A 19288-nucleotide genomic window follows, 5' to 3' on the forward strand; every position below is an offset into this window, starting at 1 on the left:
GGCGTGTCCAGCTTCGACGAGTACGCCGCGCTGCTGCGGCACCTCTCCGCACAGCAGCGCGCCGGTGAACAGGACACCGCCGCCAAGACCGAACGACACCGTCACCTCGGTGCCACCGTGGACTACCTGCACCGACGCCTGCTCGCCCAGGGCCAGCGCCTCGACCACCTCGGCCGCACCATCGGCGTGGACCCGGGCACCGCGGTCCCGCCGCCGGGTTTCCCGCCCGGTTCCGGCCCGCCGATGCCCCCGGGTGCCGCGCCGGTGTCGGGTGTGCCGGTCTCCGGATCGCCCGATTCCGGGCCGTCGGGCGGAACGTCGGGTGCCGGGTCGGTCTCGGGGATGCCCGAGCCACCGGCTGCCGCCGGCCACCAGCCGGTGTCCGGGGGCCCGTCGGGTTCGCCGGGGACGGTGGGGATCGGCGGCGCAGCCGCCGCGCCGGGGCGGTCGGGTGTCGGGGCGTACCCGCAGTCGGGGCAGACGGACCGGGCGTTGCCGGTGGCGGTGAGCGCGACGGAGGCGGGGGTGCCGGCCCAGCGGGCCGGAACGGTCGACCCGGCCACGGAGCTGGAGTTGGCGCGGCGCTGGGCGGACGAGGCGGACAGGTACGCCCAGCAGGCCGAGATGCTGGCCCAGCGGCCGGCGCTGCTGCCGGGCTGGTCGCCGATGGCTCGGGCGGTCGCCGTGTACCTCGGCTTCTCCGGTGTCGCCGTGGTGCTGATGCTGGTGATGGTGCTCGCCTCCGGCGTCGGTGCGGTCGGCTTCGGCACCCTGATCGCCTGGATGTGCGCCGGTCTGCCCGCAGCGGCCCTGATCGGCGCCTGGCTGGTGCTCGGCAAGTGGGGGCGGCCCGCCAGCGGTGCCGCCACGCCGCCCCGGTACCCGCTGCTGGGCTTCCTGCTCTGCTTCCTCGCCGTGCCGCTCGCCTACTGCGGCTACCTGCTGCTGTTCCGCGCGCTGCGCTGACCCGGCCCCTGCGCCGGCATGGTCGCTGCGCTGCGTGGCCCGGCTGCGCTGCGTGTTTCAGGTGGGTAGATCTGTTGTCGCTGGAACGACAACAGATCTACCCACCTCTCAGTGAACCCCGGTGCGCGGTGCGGGTGGTCGCGGTGTGGGGACGGATCTCGTACGCTCCTGTGTGGTCGCGGGGGCGGTCGAGCCGGGGAGGGCATGTGAGCGCAGCGGAGATGATCGCCCGGTTGGCGGCAGCCGCGCAGAAGCTGGACGAGGCGAAGGCGAAGACGGCCGCCGCCGCCCAGGATGCGGCCGAGGCGCGGCAACTCGTCGCGGGCGCGTTGCAGGGTGTGGCCGCCGGTCCGCTGATCGGGATGATCGACTCGTACCGGCAGGCGCTCGCGCAGGCCGCCGAGGGCGGTGGCCCGGCCCGGCAGCACGTCCAGGAGACGATCACCAAGGTACGCGCGCTGGGCAACTGACCGGGGCGATCAAGGAGGTGGCGGGTGGACCGCGACGGCGGGACGGTCGACGGGTTCCACATCGGGCACGTGCCGCCCGGTGTCGGCGACGAGGTGTCGGACTTCGCCAGCGAGTGGGAGGACGTCCGCCTCACCAGCCGGTTCTGGGAGCGGCCGACGGCCGACGGCCACCAGGTGGACCTCCGCGTCCACGTGCTGCGGGGTGAGCGCCTGGCCGACCTCGACGCGGTGCGCGACTTCCTTACCGAGTATCACGAGCGTGATCCGGCGCAGTGGCGGCTGACCGAGTTCCCGCACGGCGACGGTCCTGGGCTGACCGACGATGTGCAGGCGTTCTGGCTGGTCGGACCCGGTGTCGCCGTCACCGTGCTGACGACCCCGGAGTTCGCCGAGGCGCTCGCGGCGACCGCGCTGGCCGTACGCGTCGCCCCCGACGACGTGGCGTGACCGCCGGGGCGACCTGCTCACCGCAGCCAGCGGACGTGGGCTCCGACGAGCCGGATCACCTGTCGCCAGGCACGGTTGACGGGCCCAGACTGGAGTTGGCCGAGCTGGCGGCGTGCCTTCCACCCGCTGAGCGGCCGGTCCGCCACGCGCATCAGATCGTCGAGTTCGTCAAGCGGCGATCCCACGCGTAACAGGCGGCGTACGTCGTCCCACTCGAACGCCTCCGCGAGTTCCAGGACGAGGTCGCGGTGGCCGATGAACAGACGCGGCACCCATTCGGTGATCGGGAACCTTAGGTTGTAGACGATCAGGTCGAAGTCGTACGACTGCTCGTCGTCGTCGCGCATCCCCGTCCGGAGCGCCCAGTTCATGAAATCGTCCCAACCGGGTACGGCGGCCAGTTCGTGGGCTCCGGGCTCGGTCAGATACCGGTGCAACGATTCCGGTGACCGGAACAGGAGCAGGTCACCGTCGGCACCGAGGAAGAGGGCCTGCTCTTTCTGATCGTCGACGTACGCCCGGAGTGTGTACCCTTCCTCGCCGTTCGGCAGTGACACGGTGATCGGGCGGATGGCCGGTGACTCCGGTAGCGCCGCCGGATCGTACGACGGATGTGTCCACCGTGCCGAGGGATGCTGGCGTTCGCGGGCCTCCCGTTCGCGTTCCTGCCGTTCCCGCTCGCGCGTCTCGCGTTCGCGGGCCTCGCGTTCCTCGGCCTCGCGCTCGCGCGCCTCCCGTTCCTCGGTGGCACGCCTACGGGCCTCGCGTTCCCGCATGTCCCGTTCGTGGGCGTCGCGCTCCCGTGTGCGCCGCTCCTGTTCCTGCTCGAAGGTCTCGCGCTGACCGTTCCCGCCGCCGCTGCCGGTCCCGCCGCCGCTGGTCCGATCTTCGCGGCTGTCCCGACCATGACCGTCGAGGAGCAGTTTGTACGCGGCGTTGATCTGCTGCATCTGCCGGGTCGCCTCGGCTCGGACATTCTCCGGACTCGACTGGTGCCGGTCCGGGTGCCAGACCTGCACGAGAATGCGATAGCGCTCCCGAATCTGTGCCGGCGTCGAATCCCGGGTGACGCCGAGGAGAAGGTACGGATCCTGGCCGTCAGGAGACATGTGTTCGCCGGTCTTCACGAGTGCGGAGCGTTGGCTGCGGCGATGGTAACAGTGTCCGTCGATCCGCGCGGTCGTCGAATCGCCTGCGACCCACCGAGCAGGAGCGTGGCACTGTAGCTGTTCGACACGCCGGGCCGGTGCCAGCTGCACTGCCACGATCCGGGCCGACGGGCAGGTGTGGTGGTCACCTGGGCTGTTCGGCGGTGGTGGTGAGGAGTCGGACGAGCGCGGTCCGGGCGTTCTGGAGGGTGGAGATCCGGGCGTCGAGGCTGCGGAGCTGGTCCGACAGGGTCGGTGCGGCACAGTGTTCGAGTTCCAGGCCGGGGCCCCGCACGCAGGACAGCACCTCGCGGATGACGCTGGTGGTCAGCCCGGCGGCGAGCAGCGCCCGGATGTGGCCGACCACCATCGGGGCGTCGCCGGTGTAACGCCGGTGGCCACGCCCGGTCCGGTCCGAGGTGAGCAGTTCCTGCTCCTCGTAGTAGCGCAGGAGCCGGGGGCTGACGCCGGTGAGGCGTGACAGTTCGCCGATCTTCATCCCGATGTGATCTGCCTCATCCGCACTGGAAACTGACACCGATGTCAGATCGTACGGTGCCGATATGACGTACTTCGTTGTGCAGCGCGACGGCCGGACGGCGACCGCTGAGGACCTGGCGCCGCTGGCCTTCGCGGGCCACGCGCACTTCACCGCCATGCAGGTACGCGGGGGACAGGTGCGGGGCCTCGACCTGCACCTGGAGCGGCTGCGGTCCGCCTCGGCACGGATGTTCGGTCGGGTGGTGCCCGACGAGCGGGTCCGTGCCCACCTTCGGGCGGCGCTGGCGCAGAGCCCGGACGATGTCTCGTTGCTGGCCACCGTGTACTCGTCGGCGGGCGAGTTCACCCTGCCCGCTCCGGACGACGAACTGGCGGTGCTGGTCCGGACCGGGCCGGCGGCCTCCGGGCCGCCGGGGCCGCTGACGCTGGCGACGGTCGAGTACGAACGGGTCCTCCCGGAGGTGAAACACGTCGGCGAGGTGGCCAAGACGCATCTTCTCCGTCAGGCCGTGGGGCGAGGTGCCGACGACGCCGCCTTCGTCGACCGGCGGGGACGGTTGAGTGAGGGGACGATCTGGAACCTGGCCTTCTGGGACGGCACGTCGGTGGTGTGGCCCGACGCGGAGATGCTCGGCGGGACCACGATGGGCATCGTCCGCCGCCAGGTGGACCGCCTCGGCGTCCCGCAGCGCGTGCAGGAGGTCACCGTTGCCGACCTGCCGACGATGGCGGGGTGCGTGGTGATGAACTCCTGGACGCCGGGTGTGCCGGTGCACCGGATCGACGCGGTGCCGTTGCCCGAGGCGCCGTCCTTCGTGTCCCTGCTGCACCGGGCCTACCGGGCCGAACCGCTCACCTCGCCATGAGGAAAGGGGCATGACAAACGGGCTCCTGCTCACCGGCGACGGCGACGGGGCGGGGGCGGGGGTGGGGGAGTCCAGGCCGAACTGCTCGGCCCGGTTCACGGGTCGGTGAGCAGGAGCCAGTCGTCGTCCAGGGGCGCGACCGTGGTGCCGTCGGGCCAGACGTGGGCGGCGGACGTCGTCGCGCGGGCCCGGTCGACCCGGGGGCGGTGGGCCAGCGTGGCGGACTCGAAGCTGACCGGGCCGTGGAAGCGGGCACGACCGAAGTTCGCCGTGCCGGGGAAGTGGGCGCCGGTGAACCAGACATCGGCGGCGAACTCGGTCCAGCGGAACAGGGCCAGGTCGGCGAAGTGGGTGCTCCGGAAATCGACGTGGCCGCCGAAGGCGGTGTGCTCCATGGACAGTCCGCCGAGGAACGACGCCTGGGGGAAGAACGCGCTGCCGCCGAACGTGGCGTGGTCGAAGGTGACCGACCGGCGGAACGTGGCGCCGCGCCAGAAGGTCTCGCCGAGTGTGGCGTGCCGGGCGGTGACCCGCCCGCCGAACTCGGCGTCGTCGGCGTACAGCCCGCCGGTGACCCGGGCGTCGTCCAGCACGATCTCCGCGTCGCCGGTGACCGCGTCCAGCACCAGCTCGTCGAAGGTGGCCGCGAGCACCAACCGACCACCGAGCCGGGCACCGCGTAACCGGGTGACGCCGGTGCACGTCGCACCGGTCAGGTCGGCGTCGTCGAGGGTGCACCCGGACGCGTCGAGGTCGTGCAGGCGGGCGCCGGTCAGGTCCAGTCGCATACCGGGCCAGAACGCGTCGCCGTCCGCGCGCAGGTGCGCGGTCACCACCCGCTGCGCGGTACGGCGTACCTCCGACTCGCGCGCGTCGTCGTCCGGCGGCGGCATCCGCAGGTACGCGCAGAGCACCGCCACGATGGTCGGGCGCTGTGCCGGGTTGTCCTGACCGAGGCGTTCCAGGGCGTGCAGTCCACCGAGGCGTACCGCCGCGTTGTCGTTGCCGAGTAGCTCCACGGCCCGGGTGTACAGCTCGGTGAGTCGGCGCTCGGCGGCGTCGTACGCGGCGGCGTCGGCCTGACTCTCCTGGTGCCGCTGCCCGGCCTCGGCGACCGCCTCGACGTGCGCCTGCACCCGGTCGCGGTGTTCCTGGTCCCGGGCGGCGACGGTCTCCTGGTGTCGTTGCGCCCGCTCGCTGATCCACTGCCGGCGGGCGGCGAGCAGCAGGGCCAGCCCGCCGCCGGTGCCGGCGACCACGGTCAGTCCAGTGCGGATCGCGTCGATGCGCAGGCCGGCCCGGGTGTCCGGGGCGGCGGCCCGGTCGGCCTCACCGAGCAGCCAGTCCAGCACCCACCAGCCAAGCAGGGCGGCGACCAGCAGCCCGATCAGGATCAGCCACCAGGGCATGACCCGGAGACGCTCGTCGGGGGGCGAGGTGCCGCGCACGGCTCACAGCATGCCATCGAACTGCGCCGTCCGCCGGTGCCGCCCGTCTGGGGTTGCGGCGGGACCTCCGGCACGGTACGCCATGCGTACGCAGATCCGCCGATGTCTCCGGGGGCCCACCCGGCGGCGGTCTGGAAGTCGAGGATGGAATGGAATTCTTGACCAGTCCCGAGCTGTGGATCGCGTTCGCGACCCTGCTCCTGCTGGAGATCGTGCTGGGCATCGACAACGTCGTGTTCATCTCGATCCTGTCCGGCCGGTTACCTGAGCATCAGCAGGCCCGCGCCCGGATGATCGGCATCTCGCTCGCCCTGATCACCCGTCTGATCCTGCTGGCCTCGTTGTCCTGGATCATCGGCCTGACCGCTCCGCTGTTCACCGTGCTCGGACAGGAGATCTCCGGGCGGGACCTGATCCTGCTGCTCGGCGGGTTGTTCCTGGTCGGCAAGGCGACGTACGAGATCCACGAGCACCTGGAGGGATCCGACCACGCCAAGTCGGGCAAGAAGGCCGCCTCGTTCGGTGTGGTCATCGCGCAGATCCTGGTGCTGGACGTGGTCTTCTCGCTCGACTCGGTGATCACCGCGGTCGGCATGGTCGACGAACTCGCCATCATGGTGGCCGCCGTGGTGATCGCGATGATCATCATGTTGGTCTCGGTCAATGCGGTGAGCGCCTTCGTCAACCAGCATCCGACGGTCAAGATGCTCGCCCTGTCGTTCCTGCTGATCATCGGCGCCAGCCTGATCGCGGAGGGTCTCGACCAGCACATCCCGAAGGGCTACGTGTACGGCCCGATCGCCTTCTCGATCTTCGTGGAGTTCCTCAACCTGCGGGTCCGGTCGCGTCAGCGACGCCGTCAGGAGAACCAGCCGGTGCAACTGCACCCGACGTACGTCAAGAACGGTCACGCCCGACCCGAGGCCGAGCCCGAGCCGGAGAAGGCCCCGGCCGGCTGACGCCCGTACCACTCTGGACGCCGCACGCACCCGGTCGGTGCGTGCGGCGTCCGCCGTCCGGCGGTGTGCTCCGCTCTCCGCGGTGTTCGTGCGGTGGCGGCGAAGAGATCGCTACCCGCGCGTAACTTTTCATTGACGTTTCCGGATTGTGGCCCGCATCATCGAGGCACGGTCGATCGGACACCCCCACCACCTCCACCCGGAGATCCCGGGATCCCCCTTGGGAGGTGCAGCGATGCTGCTCCGAAAGGCTGTCCCCGTCCTGGCCCTCGCCCTCACCGCCGTGCTGACGTTCCCCGCCGCCGCCGCCGCCCGCACCGTCCCCGACGGTGCGGCGACACCAGCGAACGCGACCGCCGCCACCGTCTCCGGAGCCGCCAGGCCCACCGGCGTCACTCCCGGAAGCGCTGCCTCGGTCGGCTCCGTCTCCGGGGACCCCATCCCCGCCGCCGCCGACGGACTGCGGGCCCTCGCCGGGGCCAACCCGGTCATCGTCGTCGGCGGGCTCAGCGGTTTCGCCGCCGTCTACGAACCGCTCGCCGCGCGACTGCGCGCCGACGGGTACCGCGTCTGGATCTATCCGCTGCCGAACCTCGGGCTCGGCGACATCACCGCGTCCGCCGGAAGCCTGCGCAGTTTTGTCAGCCAGATCCGCGCCGGCACCGGCGCGGCAAAGGTCGACCTGGTCGCCCACTCCGAAGGCGGCCTGGTCAGCCGCTACTACATCAAGAACCTGGGCGGCGGGGACGCCGTCGGGCGGTACGTCAGCCTGGGCACCCCGCAGTACGGCACGTACGTCGCCAACATCGTGGCCTTCCTCGGCCTGGGCAGTTGTGCGGGAGTGGTCGCCTGCCAGCAGATGACGATCGGCTCGCCGTTCCTCGCCGCCCTCAACGCCGGTGACGACACCCCCGGCCAGGTCCGCTGGACCACCGTGCGTACCTGGCAGGACGAGTTGGTCCGCCCGGTCGACAACGCCACGCTGGCCGACGGGGCGACGAACGTGCTGATCCAGTCCAGGTGTCCACTCCGCGTCGTCGGGCACCTCGGTCTGGTGGCCGACGGCACCACGTACTCCGTGATCCGCCAAGCCCTCCGCGACCAACCCGTCAACCCCGCCTGCCTGGCCCTCTGACCACCCCTCCCACCCCACTCCGCCCCCGCCCCTCCCCGCCCGCATCCCGCCCCGCCCGCCTCGGCGATCATGGAGTTGTGGCGAAGAAAGGTGGCGATTGCGCCCGTTTCGTCGCCACCACAACTCCATGATCGGCGCGGAGGGCCGTCGCGCGGAGGGCCGTCGCGCGGAGGGCCGTCGCGCGGAGGGCCGTCGCGCGGAGGGCCGTCGCGCGGAGAGTCGTGGCGGTGAGGGTCGTGGGGTGGGTCAGGTGGCGGTGGCGAGGGACTCGTACTCGGCGTCGGTCAGCTCTATGGTGGCGGCGGCGACGTTCTCCTCCAGGTGGGCCACCGACGACGTGCCGGGGATCGGCAGCATCACCGGCGAGCGGCGCAGCAGCCAGGCGAGCGCGAGCTGGGCGGGCGTCGCGCCGTGCTCGGTGGAGATGGCGTCCAGCGGGCCGCCGGGGCGGGCCAGCTCGCCGGTGGCGATCGGGAACCACGGGATGAACGCGATGTCGTTCGCCTCGCAGTAGGTCAGCACCTCCTCGGCGCTGCGGTCGGCCACGTTGTAGAGGTTCTGCACCGAGACGATCGGCGCGATCCGGCGGGCCGCCTCGACCTGCGCGACGGTCACCTCGGAGAGCCCGATGTGCTGGATCTTGCCTTCCTGGCGCAGCAGCACCAGCTCGCCGAGCTGGTCCTCCAGCGGCACCTTCGCGTCGATGCGGTGCAACTGGTAGAGCGCGATGCTCTCCAGGCCCAGGTGGCGCAGGCTCAGCTCGCACTGCTGGCGCAGATACTCCGGTCGACCCACCGGGCGCCACACGCCCGGGCCGCTGCGGGTGAGGCCGGCCTTGGTCGCGATGACCAGATCGTCGGCGTACGGGTGCAGCGCCTTCTTGATCAACAGCTCGGAGACGAACGGCCCGTACGAGTCGGCGGTGTCGATGAAGGTGACGCCCAGCTCGTAGGCCCGGCGCAACACCCGGACAGCCTCGGCCGGGTCCTTCGGGTCACCCCAGACGCCCGGGCCGGTGATCTGCATGGCCCCGTAGCCGAGCCGGTCGACGGTCAGTTCACCGCCGATGCGGTAGGTGCCGGAGGACTTCGCGGGTCGCGGGTCGGTCTCGCTCGCCATTCGTCGTTCCCATCGTGTCGTTCGTCGATGACCGGCGCTGGTCACCCTGGGATACACCTTTCCCCTGGTGCGGCGGATACACCGCCGCGAGCGGGTATCCGATCGTGGCCCGCCCCGACCATGTTGATCAACCGGCACGGCTGGGTGGAATCCGATGAGCTGCCGGTGCCGGTCACCGGTGGCGTGAGACGCTCGGGGGTACCGCCGTGCGTGCCGCCGCAGGGCGCGGGTGAGCTGCGGAAAGGAACGTGATGGCAGGAGAGCCGCGGGTCGACTTCGCGCTCGACACGTTCGAGTGCATCGTGCTGTATCCGGGTGCCGCCGGGCGGGCGTTGCCGGCCGAGACCATCCAGCGCCTCCAGGCCGAGCACGCCGAGCACATGGCGGCGTTGCAGCGCCGGGGGATCATCCTGGTGGCCGGCGCGGTGGACGGCAACGACGCCCGGGAACCGGACCCGCCGCTCGGATTCGGGCTGGCGCGCACCGGCTCCGTGGACGACGTACGCAGCGTGATGGAGGCCGACCCGGCCGTGCAGGCCGAGCTCTACCGGGTGGACGTGATGACCTTCCTCTGCCCGGCGGGCTCGTTGGAGTTTCCGCTGGCCAAGACAGAAAGCTGAGGCGGGGACGGGATTCGGCGGACGATCTTCGTACCGTGATGTCGCGAGTACCCTCGGTCACCGGAGTGGAGCGCCTCGCCGCCCATTGGTGTCAGGGGCGTACCATTCCGGCGCGCGGTCGCTGTTGCCCGCCGTTGACGTCCGGTGCGGCTTTCGCCCGCCGGCTGCGCGCGTTACGGCGCGCAGCGTTGGACAATCGTTCCGCCATGCGCAAGGGGTCGGCCCGTGGTCCGACCTGGAGGAGAGACTAGCCTGATGGGCGTGACACGCCGCGCGAAGATCGTCTGCACTCTTGGCCCCGCCACCTCGTCGCCCGAGCGCATCCGTGGGCTCGTCGAGGCCGGCATGAATGTGGCGAGGCTCAACTTCAGCCACGGCAGCCACGCCGACCACGAGGCCGTCTATCGGCTCGTCCGGGAGGCAGCCGAGGCGACCGGTCAGCCGGTAGCGATCCTGGCCGACCTGCAGGGACCGAAGATCCGGCTGGGCCGGTTCGCCGACGGGCCGCACGAGTGGCGTACCGGCGACTCCGTCGTGATCACCGGCGACGAGATCCTGGGCAGCAAGGAGCGCGTCTCCTGCACGTACCGCCGCCTTCCGCAGGAGGTCAAGCCCGGTGACCGGCTGCTGATCGACGACGGCCGGGTCGCCGTCGAGGTCACCGACGTGACCGGCAACGACATCCGGGTGCTGGTCACCGAGGGCGGGCCGGTCAGTAACAACAAGGGCGTCTCGCTGCCCAACGTCGCGGTCAGCGTGCCGGCCCTCTCCGAGAAGGACGCCGCCGACCTGCGGTTCGCGCTCGGTCTCGGTGTCGACCTGGTGGCGCTCTCGTTCGTCCGCTCCGCCGACGACATCAAGCTCTGCCACTCGATCATGAGTGAGGTCGGCGTGCACCGGCCCGTACTCGCCAAGGTCGAGAAGCCGGAGGCCGTCGACCACCTGGAAGCGATCGTGCTGGCCTTCGACGGGGTCATGGTCGCCCGTGGCGACCTCGGCGTGGAGCTGCCGCTGGACGAGGTCCCGCTGGTGCAGAAGCGCGCCGTGCAGCTCTGCCGCGAGAACGCCAAGCCGGTCATCGTGGCCACCCAGATGCTCGACTCGATGATCGAGAACTCGCGGCCGACCCGCGCCGAGGCCTCCGACGTGGCCAACGCCGTGCTCGACGGTGCCGACGCGGTGATGCTCTCCGGCGAGACCAGCGTCGGCAAGTACCCGGTGCTCACGGTCAGCACCATGGCCAAGATCGTCACCACCACCGAGGCCGGGTCCATCGCCGTGCCCCGGCTCCAGCACGACCCTCGTACGCACGGCGGAGCGCTCACCGTCGCCGCCTCCTCCATCGCCCGGGCCATCGGGGCGAAGGCGCTGGTCGCGTTCTCGCAGACCGGTGACACCGTGCGTCGGCTCAGCCGGCTGCACTGCGACCTGCCGCTGCTGGCCTTCACCCCGGTCCCCGAGGTGCGCCAGCAGCTCGCCCTCTGCTGGGGCGTGGAGACCTTTCTGATGCCGTTCGTCCAGCACACCGACGACATGTTCCGGCAGGTCGACCAGGCGCTGCTCGGACTCAACCGGGGCAACCCCGGTGACCTGGTGGTGGTCGTGGCGGGCAGCCCGCCCGGCAGCCCCGGCTCGACCAACACGCTGCGGGTGCACCAGCTCGGATCGCTCGTCGACGCCGCCACCGCGAGGGCGTTGCAGTGACCGAAGGCGAGGGGACCATCGTCGGCCAGGCCGCCGTCGACCAGTTGTTGGAGGTGCTCGACCTGGAGTCGACGGGCACCATGTCGTTCCGGGGGATGAGTCCTCCGGTCGGCCCGCAGCGGGTCTATGGCGGTCAGGTCGCCGGCCAGGCACTGGTCGCGGCCGGGCGCACCGTCGCCCCGGACCGGGTGGTCCACTCGCTGCACGGCTACTTCGTCCGGGCCGGGGATCCGGCCGAGCCGATCGCGTACGAGGTGGAGAACATCCGCGACGGCCGGTCCTTCTCGGTCCGCCGCTCGGTCGCCCTGCAACACGGCAAGCCGATCTTCTTCATGTCCGCCTCGTTCCAGCGGCACGAGGAGGGGCTCGACCACCAGACCCCGGTCCCGCCGGACGTGCCCGCCCCACAGGACGTGCCGACGATGTCCGACCGGCTGGCCCGCTATCCGGAACGGCTCGGCATCTGGGGGCAGATCCCGCGCCCGATCGACGTGCGGTACGTCGGCGAACCCGGTTGGGTACGCCCCGGCGACCGCCCGGCCGAGAAGCACCAGCGGGTGTGGATGCGGATCGACGGCAAACTTCCCGACGACCCGCTGCTGCACGCCTGCGCCCTCACGTACGCCTCCGACCTGACCCTGCTCGACTCGGTGCTCTCCGTACACGGTGAGGTGTGGGGGCCGGGCGGGGTGGTCGGGGCGAGCCTGGACCACGCCCTGTGGTTCCACCGCCCGTTCCGCGCCGACGAGTGGTTCCTCTACGACTGCGGCAGCCCGTCCGCCTCCGGTGCGCGCGGTCTGGCCACCGGCCAGTTGTTCACCGTCGACGGCCGGCACATCGCGAGCGTCGTGCAGGAGGGTCTGCTGCGCCGGGTGGGGGAGTAAACCGATCGGTCAAGGGGTGATCGTCCGGCCGGATCGGGCGGCCCGCTAACCTGTCCGGCATGCGACTCTCCGCTCGGGTGGACTACGCCCTCCGCGCGGTCACCGAGCTGGCCTCGGTGACCGGGGCCGGGCGCGGTCGCCCGGTGACCGCCGACCAGATCGCCCGCGCCCAGGAGATCCCTCCGAAGTTCCTGGAGAGCATCCTGCTGCAGATGCGCCGGGGCGGCATCGTGCAGGCACAGCGGGGACCGGAGGGCGGCTACTGGCTGGCCCGTCCGGCCGAGGAGATCTCCCTGGCCGAGGTGATCCGGGTGATCGACGGACCACTGGCCCACATCCGTGGCCAGCGCCCCGAACAACTCGGCTACCACGGCGCGGCCCGCGCCCTGCAGGACGTCTGGATCGCCCTGCGCGCCAGCGAACGCCAGATCCTGGAACTGGTCACCGTGGCCGACGTGGCCCAGGGCACCCTGCCCGAGCAGGTCACCAAGCTGGTCGCCGACCCGCGCGCCTGGACCTGATCCCGCCCACCGGGGGAGCCGACGGCCCTGATCCCGCTCGCCGGGAAAGCCGACGGCCCTGACCGTGGCGGCGTAGGTGGTCCCGGCCCGGCGTGTCGTGCAGGTGCACTGCCACGATCACGCGCGCGGTCCGGGGTGCGACATCCATGCGTCGTCTCACTGACCGATCAGGGGGTTGACCGGAGGGCACTGCGTACCGCATTCTCGACCAAGTTGATAGGAGATGCCGAAAAGTAGGGGGCGTCCGTGCGCAAGTTGCTCGTCATCGCACTGGTCGGGCTGGCCGCGCAGCTGGTCGACGGTGCGCTCGGCATGGCCTACGGACTGACGTCCACGACCCTGTTGCTGGTGGTCGGCATCGCGCCGGCTGCGGCGTCCGCCTCGGTGCACCTGGCCGAGATCGGCACCACGCTCGCCTCCGGAGCGGCGCACTGGCGGTTCGGCAACGTCGACTGGCGGGTGGTACGCCGCATCGCCCTGCCGGGCGCGATCGGCGCGTTCGCCGGGGCCACCTTCCTCAGTTGGCTCTCCACCGACTCGGCTGCCCCCTGGATGGCCGCCATCCTGTTCACCCTCGGCGCGTACCTGCTCGTCCGGTTCTCCCGGCCGCTGCGCCGCAACCCGGCCGCGGGCCGGCTGCGCGGGCGCTTCCTCGGCCCGCTCGGGTTGGTCGCCGGCTTCGTCGACGCCACCGGCGGCGGCGGATGGGGGCCGGTCGCCACGCCGGCCCTGCTGGCGTCCGGGCGGATGGAGCCGCGCAAGGTGATCGGCTCGGTGGACACCTCCGAGTTCGTCGTCGCCTCCTCGGCCAGCCTCGGCTTCCTGATCGGCCTCGGCACCGAAGGCTTCCTGCTGCCGATCGTGCTCGCCCTGCTCGCCGGTGGTCTGATCGCCGCGCCGATCGCGGCCTACCTGGTGCGGATCATCCCGGCCCAGATGCTCGGCGCGGCGGTCGGCGGCGTGATCGTGCTGACCAACGCCCGCGTCCTGCTGGGCGCCGCCGAGCTGCCCAGCGCCGTGCCGGTGGTGGTCTACCTGCTGCTGGCCGCCGGCTGGGCGGCCGCGCTGGTGCTGGCGGTGCGGGTGCTGCGGCGGACCCGCCGCGCGGACGCGCTCGCGGCGGCCACCGCACCGACCGACGCTGCCACGTCGCCCGCCGAGGCGGACGCCGCGCCGACCGAGGCCGACAGCAGCACCCGCGCCCTCTCCGGCGCGGACCGCTGACCGCCCGCGTCACCCGCTGCCGCACCGCCCTCGGCGACCCGCTCCCGGCACGCCGAGGGCCCGCGCCCGCGGCCCGGGTGGTCCCGGCCCGGACCTCGCGCCGGTGCCCGACTCAGTCGGCGTCGGTGCGAGCGGCCTGCGACACCAACTCCCACGCCTCGTCCACGTGGACCTCGGTGGTCTGCGGCGCGCCGACGGCCAGCCGCAGCGTGTGCCGGCCGGCGACCCGGGTGTGCGTCAGATAGACGCGACCGGTGGCGTTCACCGCCGCCAGCAGCCGCTCGTTCGGTTCGTCGTCGCCGCGCAGCCGGAAACAGACCAGGGCGTACGGGTGCCCGGTGACCAGTTCGAAGCGGTCGTCGGCGCGTACCCGGTCGGCGAAGCGGGCGGCCAGGGCGACACCGCTGCGGATGTGCGCCCGTAGTCCCTCGACGCCGTACCAGCGCAGCACGAACCACAGCTTGAGCGCGCGGAAGCGCCGGCCCAGCGGCACCTGCCAGTCCCGGTAGTCGATCACCGCACCGGACTCGGTGGCCGCGTTGCGCAGGTACTCGGGCAGCACGGTCAACGCCTCGACCAGCTCACCGGCGTCGGCCACCCAGAACGCGTCGCAGTCGAAGCCGGTCAGCAGCCACTTGTGCGGGTCGAAGCAGTAGGAGTCGGCGTACTCCAGCCCGTCGTGGCCGAACCGCAGTTCGGGACAGACCGCGGCGGAGCCCGCGTACGCGGCGTCGACGTGCAGGAAGACGCCGTGCTCGGCGCAGATCGGCCCGATCTGCGGCAACGGGTCCACGGCGGTGGTGGAGGTGGTGCCGACGGTCGCCACCACCAGGGCGGGAATCACCCCGGCGGAGATGTCCGCCTCGATCGCGGCGCGCAGCGCCGACGCCGACATGGCCCGGGTGTCCGGGTCCACCTCGATCAGCCGTACGCCGTCGGCGCCGAGCCCGGCGATGCGGGCCGCCTTCTCCACAGAGGAGTGCCCCTCGGTGGAGGTGTAGACGCGGTACCGCCGGTCCACGCCGACCTGCCGCCACCGTCCCCGCGCGGCCCGGTGCACCGCCACCAGGGTGGCCACCAGCGTGGCGGAGGAGGCGGAGTCCTGGATGACCCCGCCGCCGGGGCCGGTGGAGCGGAACCTCTGCGGCAGGTCCATCAGGTCGGCCAGCCAGTCGAGCAGCACCGTCTCCATCTCGGTGCAGGCCGGGCCGGTTGCCCAGAGCATCCCCTGCACGCCGAGCCCGGCGCTGACCATGTCGCCCAGCACGCTGGGTCCGCTGGTGTTGGCCGGGAAGTAGCCGAAGAAGCCGGGGTGCTGCCAGTGGGTGAGCCCGGGCGTCACCAGCGAGTCCAGGTCGGCGAGGAGTGCCTCCAGGGGTTCGCCGTGGGTGGGCGGTCCGGCCGGTAGCCGGGCGGCGACGGTGCCGGGCGGGTCCGGCGAGGTGACCAGCCGTTTGTCGAGGGTGGCCCAGTAGTCGGCGATCCAGTCGACGACCGCGTACCCGGCCTGACGGAACTCGTCGGGTGTCATGTGCCCTGCCATGGCGTGAGTCGATCAAGAAGGGGGACGTGGTGGCAAGCATCCGGCGCGATTGTGTCGAGAAAGCGCTTGCCCTAGCATCACAGCTGCGCGGGGCCGCGTGTACCGACGTCGATGCGTCGGAATCTCTGCCTTCAGCGCGGGACGTCACCGTCGGACAGGGCACGCCGGCGCACGGGCGGGTACCGCGCGTGACCTCCTTCGGAGGGACGACCATGCCTCGCACCACCCGCCGGGCCGCTCTGCTGGCCACGGCCACCGCCGCCATCGTCGCGGCCGGAGGGCTGACCACCCTCACCGCCTCGGCCGCCGCCGCCGGCTGCCGCGTCGACTACCGGGTCACCAACCAGTGGTCCGGCGGCTTCGGCGCCGGCGTCACGGTGACCAACCTCGGCGACCCGCTCACCGGCTGGACCGTCACCTGGACCTGGCCTGCCGGTCAGCAGGTCAGCCAGGCCTGGAACGCCACCGTCAGCCAGTCCGGCACCCAGGTCACCGCCCGCAACGTGGACTACAACGCCGCGCTCGGCACCGGAGCCAGCACCGCCTTCGGCTTCAACGGCTCCTGGTCCGGCAGCAACCCCGCGCCGACCGTCTTCGCCGTCAACGGCACCACCTGCACCGGCGGCACGACCCCGCCGACCACCACGCTCCCGCCCGTCACGCCCACCCCGACCACACCGCCACCGCCCACCACACCGCCGCCGACGACTCCGCCGCCCACCACCCCGCCGGCCGGCACCATGCAGGCGGAGAACCTCGACCGGGGACTCGTCAGCGTCCGCGCAGGTTCCGGCAACCTGGTCTCCTGGCGGCTGCTGGGCACCGAGACCTCCGGCGTGGCGTTCCACCTCTACCGTGGCGGCACCCGGGTCACCGCCACCCCGATCACCGGCGCCACCAACTACCTGGACAACGGTGCCGCCGCCGGCAGCACGTACACCGTGCGGGCCGTCGTCGGCGGCGTCGAACAGGCCGCCTCGGCGCCCGCGCTCCAGTTCCCCGCCGGCTACCTCGACGTGCCGTTGCAGATCCCGCCGGGCGGCACCACGCCCAGCGGCGAGGCTTACACCTACGCCGCCAACGACGCCAGCGTCGGCGACCTCGACGGCGACGGCCGCTACGAGTTCGTCGTCAAGTGGGACCCCTCCAACGCCAAGGACAACGCGCAGTCCGGCTACACCGGCAACGTCTACGTCGACGCGTACACCCTGACCGGCACCCGCCTGTGGCGCATCGACCTGGGACGCAACATCCGGGCCGGCGCCCACTACACCCAGTTCCAGGTGTACGACTACGACGGCGACGGTGACGCCGAGGTGGCCATGAAGACCGCCGACGGCACCCGCTCCGGCACCGGCCAGGTCATCGGCAACGCCAGTGCCGACCACCGCAACTCCAGCGGATACGTGCTCGCCGGCTCCGAATACCTGACCATGTTCGACGGCCGCACCGGCACCGCCCTGTCCACCGTGGCCTACGACCCGCCCCGCGGCACCGTCTCCTCCTGGGGCGACAACTACGGCAACCGGGTGGACCGGTTCCTCGCCGCCACCGCCTACCTCGACGGACAGCGCCCCTCGCTGATCATGGCCCGGGGCTACTACACCCGCGCGGTGATCGCCGCCTGGGACTTCCGCAACGGCAGCCTGACCAAGCGCTGGACCTTCGACTCCAACGCCTCCGGTAACGGCGCCGCCGCCGGCCAGGGCAACCACAACCTCTCCGTGGCCGACGTCGACGGCGACGGCCGACAGGAGATCGTCTACGGCGCCGCCACCATCGACGACAACGGCCGCCTGCTGCACTCCACCGGCACCGGCCACGGCGACGCCATGCACGTCGGCGACCTCGACCCGACCCGTCCCGGCCTGGAAGTGTTCAAGGTCAACGAGAGCGGCAGCCAGCCCAGCTCCTACCTCGCCGACGCCCGCACCGGACAGCGCATCTGGTCCACCCCGGCCGCCGGCGACAACGGCCGAGGCGTCGCCGGTGACATCTGGGCCGGCAGCCCCGGGGCCGAATCCTGGTCGTCCGCCGTCAGCGGCCTGACCAACACCCGAGGCCAGAACGTCGGCCGCAAACCGTCCTCCACCAACTTCCTGATCTGGTGGGACGGCGACCCCGTCCGCGAACTGCTCGACGCCACCCGCATCGACAAGTACGGCCCCAACGGCGACACCCGCCTGCTCACCGGCAGCGACGTGGCCTCGAACAACGGCACCAAGTCGACGCCCGCGCTCTCCGGCGACATCCTCGGCGACTGGCGGGAGGAGGTCGTCTGGCGGACCAGCGACAACCGGGCCCTGCGGATCTACAGCACGCCCACGCAGACCGGCACCCGCCTGCCCACCCTCATGCACGACCTGCAGTACCGGGTGGCCGTCGCCTGGCAGAACACCGCCTACAACCAGCCGCCGCACCCGAGCTTCTTCCTCGGCGACGGCATGAGCACCCCGCCGGCACCGCGCATCTACCTGCGTTGACGTCGAAGGGGAGAAGGCGGCAGGCCGAGAAACGGACAGGCACCGGGCCGCGATCGCGGAATCCGCACAATCGCAGCCCGGTGCCCCACACCGCGGCACCCCCGACCCGTCCCGACCGGGGAGTGCCGTACCACCACCGGTAATAAAGTTAAGCGGCCTCCGCGTCGCGAGGGTGACGCTGTCGTGAAGATCGTGTTTCACGCCCGCCGAACCGCTGTGACCTGCGTTACTCCCTCAGTGACGCAAACCCCCGGCCACCTCGGTCGCGATCAGCTCGAACGAGCGCACCCGGTCGGCCACGTCGTAGACCATCGCGGTCAGCATCAACTCGTCCGCACCGGTCCGCGCCAGCAACTCACCCAACTGCCGACGGACCGTCTCCGGCGAACCGAGCGCCTGACCCTCCCGGCGCTGCACCACGAACTCCCGCTCCAGATCCGTGTACGGATACGCCGCCGCCTCCTCCGGTGAGGCGAGCGGCTCCGGCCGCCCCGACCGCAGCCGCAGGAACGACAACCCTGCCGGCCCGGACAACCACTCGGCACGCTCGTCGGTCTCCGCACACACCGCGTTCACCGCCACCATCGCGTACGGCCGCTCCAACCACTGCGACGGCCGGAAACTCTGCCGGTACAACGCCAACGCCGGCAGCGTGTTCTGTGCGCTGAAGTGATGCGCGAACGAGAACGGCAACCCCAGCGCACCCGCCAGCCGGGCACTGAACCCACTGGACCCGAGCAACCACACCGCCGGCCGCTGCCCCCGCCCCGGGGTGGCCGTGATCGGCCCTGACCCGTCCTCGCTGAAGTACTCCATCAGGTCGGCCAGTTCCCGGGGGAAACCCTCCGCCGACAACCCCTCCATCGTCCGGCGCAACGCCAACGCGGTCACCTGGTCGGTGCCGGGCGCGCGACCGATACCCAGGTCGATGCGGCCCGGATGCAACGCCTCCAACGTGCCGAACTGCTCCGCGACCACCAGCGGCGCGTGGTTCGGCAACATCACCCCACCGGACCCTAGGCGGATGGTCTCGGTGTGCGCGGCCAGGTGCGCGAGCAGCACCGCCGGCGCCGACGACGCGATGGCCGGCATGTTGTGGTGCTCGGCCACCCAGAACCGGTGGTAGCCCCACTCGTCGGTACGCCGCGCCAACTCGGTGGTGTGCCGCAACGCCTCGGTCGCGGAGGCGCCGGCCGCGACGGGGGCCAGGTCGAGGACAGACAACGGTACGTCGATCACACGGCTGGCCA

At 71.7% G+C, this 19288-nt stretch carries 18 protein-coding genes; 12 read left to right on the plus strand and 6 right to left on the minus strand.

Going from position 1 to position 19288, the window contains the following annotated elements; genetic code table 11:
* Positions 1-3 precede the first annotated feature (3 nt).
* The 3 genes from ACIBO1_RS08500 to ACIBO1_RS08510 all read left to right on the plus strand — a co-directional run bounded on the left by ACIBO1_RS08500 (position 4) and on the right by ACIBO1_RS08510 (position 1883).
* Complete coding sequence (locus ACIBO1_RS08500) at positions 4-966, plus strand: hypothetical protein (protein ID WP_396742729.1); 963 nt, start codon at positions 4-6, stop codon at positions 964-966.
* 206 nt (positions 967-1172) lie between these two features.
* Positions 1173-1436, plus strand: coding sequence for a DUF6244 family protein (locus ACIBO1_RS08505; RefSeq protein ID WP_350696440.1), 264 nt, complete (start codon positions 1173-1175; stop codon positions 1434-1436).
* A gap of 24 nt (positions 1437-1460) precedes the next feature.
* Positions 1461-1883, plus strand: coding sequence for a hypothetical protein (locus ACIBO1_RS08510; protein ID WP_396742732.1), 423 nt, complete (start codon positions 1461-1463; stop codon positions 1881-1883).
* A gap of 17 nt (positions 1884-1900) precedes the next feature.
* On the opposite strand, the gene ACIBO1_RS08515 is transcribed toward ACIBO1_RS08510, so the two are convergent.
* Positions 1901-2992 (minus strand): J domain-containing protein, encoded by a 1092-nt coding sequence (locus ACIBO1_RS08515; protein ID WP_396742735.1) that lies wholly within the window; start codon positions 2990-2992, stop codon positions 1901-1903.
* Positions 2993-3176: 184 nt separating this feature from the next.
* Complete coding sequence (locus ACIBO1_RS08520) at positions 3177-3569, minus strand: MerR family transcriptional regulator (RefSeq protein WP_396742738.1); 393 nt, start codon at positions 3567-3569, stop codon at positions 3177-3179.
* 25 nt (positions 3570-3594) lie between these two features.
* Here ACIBO1_RS08520 and ACIBO1_RS08525 point away from each other — a divergent pair, with 25 nt between their 5' ends.
* A complete protein-coding gene (locus ACIBO1_RS08525; protein ID WP_396742741.1) occupies positions 3595-4398 on the plus strand; it encodes an aminotransferase class IV family protein in 804 nt (267 codons plus the stop codon).
* Positions 4399-4493: 95 nt separating this feature from the next.
* Here ACIBO1_RS08525 and ACIBO1_RS08530 read toward each other — a convergent pair whose 3' ends face one another.
* Positions 4494-5846, minus strand: coding sequence for a pentapeptide repeat-containing protein (locus ACIBO1_RS08530; RefSeq protein ID WP_396742744.1), 1353 nt, complete (start codon positions 5844-5846; stop codon positions 4494-4496).
* Between the two features lie 149 nt (positions 5847-5995).
* Between ACIBO1_RS08530 and ACIBO1_RS08535 the strand changes: the two genes are divergently transcribed.
* Both ACIBO1_RS08535 and ACIBO1_RS08540 read left to right on the plus strand, forming a co-directional pair.
* Entirely contained in the window at positions 5996-6805 is an 810-nt protein-coding gene (locus tag ACIBO1_RS08535) for a TerC family protein (protein WP_396742747.1), read from the plus strand.
* 235 nt (positions 6806-7040) lie between these two features.
* Positions 7041-7940, plus strand: coding sequence for an esterase/lipase family protein (locus ACIBO1_RS08540; protein ID WP_396742750.1), 900 nt, complete (start codon positions 7041-7043; stop codon positions 7938-7940).
* Positions 7941-8186: 246 nt separating this feature from the next.
* On the opposite strand, the gene ACIBO1_RS08545 is transcribed toward ACIBO1_RS08540, so the two are convergent.
* Entirely contained in the window at positions 8187-9059 is an 873-nt protein-coding gene (locus ACIBO1_RS08545; protein ID WP_396742753.1) for an aldo/keto reductase, read from the minus strand.
* 251 nt (positions 9060-9310) lie between these two features.
* Here ACIBO1_RS08545 and ACIBO1_RS08550 point away from each other — a divergent pair, with 251 nt between their 5' ends.
* The 5 genes from ACIBO1_RS08550 (at position 9311) to ACIBO1_RS08570 (ending at position 14012) form a co-directional block, all read left to right on the plus strand.
* On the plus strand, positions 9311-9679 hold the full coding sequence (locus ACIBO1_RS08550; protein WP_117227117.1) for a YciI family protein: 369 nt from the start codon (positions 9311-9313) through the stop codon (positions 9677-9679).
* Positions 9680-9934: 255 nt separating this feature from the next.
* Positions 9935-11383: a pyruvate kinase gene (pyk, locus tag ACIBO1_RS08555; protein ID WP_396742757.1), complete on the plus strand. Its 1449-nt coding sequence runs from the start codon at positions 9935-9937 to the stop codon at positions 11381-11383.
* Positions 11380-12267 (plus strand): acyl-CoA thioesterase, encoded by an 888-nt coding sequence (locus ACIBO1_RS08560; RefSeq protein ID WP_396742760.1) that lies wholly within the window; start codon positions 11380-11382, stop codon positions 12265-12267. The genes pyk and ACIBO1_RS08560 overlap by 4 nt, the downstream gene beginning before the upstream one ends.
* A gap of 59 nt (positions 12268-12326) precedes the next feature.
* A complete protein-coding gene (locus tag ACIBO1_RS08565; RefSeq protein WP_350696461.1) occupies positions 12327-12788 on the plus strand; it encodes an Rrf2 family transcriptional regulator in 462 nt (153 codons plus the stop codon).
* 246 nt (positions 12789-13034) lie between these two features.
* Positions 13035-14012 carry a sulfite exporter TauE/SafE family protein gene (locus ACIBO1_RS08570; RefSeq protein ID WP_396742763.1) on the plus strand — a complete coding sequence of 326 codons (978 nt, stop codon included), beginning with the start codon at positions 13035-13037 and terminating at the stop codon, positions 14010-14012.
* 112 nt (positions 14013-14124) lie between these two features.
* Here the strand turns inward: ACIBO1_RS08570 and ACIBO1_RS08575 are convergent, their stop codons facing one another.
* Complete coding sequence (locus ACIBO1_RS08575; RefSeq protein WP_396742765.1) at positions 14125-15555, minus strand: pyridoxal-dependent decarboxylase; 1431 nt, start codon at positions 15553-15555, stop codon at positions 14125-14127.
* Between the two features lie 212 nt (positions 15556-15767).
* Between ACIBO1_RS08575 and ACIBO1_RS08580 the strand changes: the two genes are divergently transcribed.
* The gene (locus ACIBO1_RS08580; RefSeq protein ID WP_396742768.1) at positions 15768-18038 is read left to right on the plus strand and encodes a cellulose binding domain-containing protein; all 2271 of its coding nucleotides are present in this window, start codon (positions 15768-15770) and stop codon (positions 18036-18038) included.
* 234 nt (positions 18039-18272) lie between these two features.
* On the opposite strand, the gene ACIBO1_RS08585 is transcribed toward ACIBO1_RS08580, so the two are convergent.
* The gene (locus tag ACIBO1_RS08585; RefSeq protein WP_396743290.1) at positions 18273-19277 is read right to left on the minus strand and encodes an LLM class flavin-dependent oxidoreductase; all 1005 of its coding nucleotides are present in this window, start codon (positions 19275-19277) and stop codon (positions 18273-18275) included.
* Between the last annotated feature and the right edge of the window lie 11 nt (positions 19278-19288).

This window comes from Micromonospora sp. NPDC049903 (assembly GCF_044460945.1).
GTDB lineage: Bacteria > Actinomycetota > Actinomycetes > Mycobacteriales > Micromonosporaceae > Micromonospora.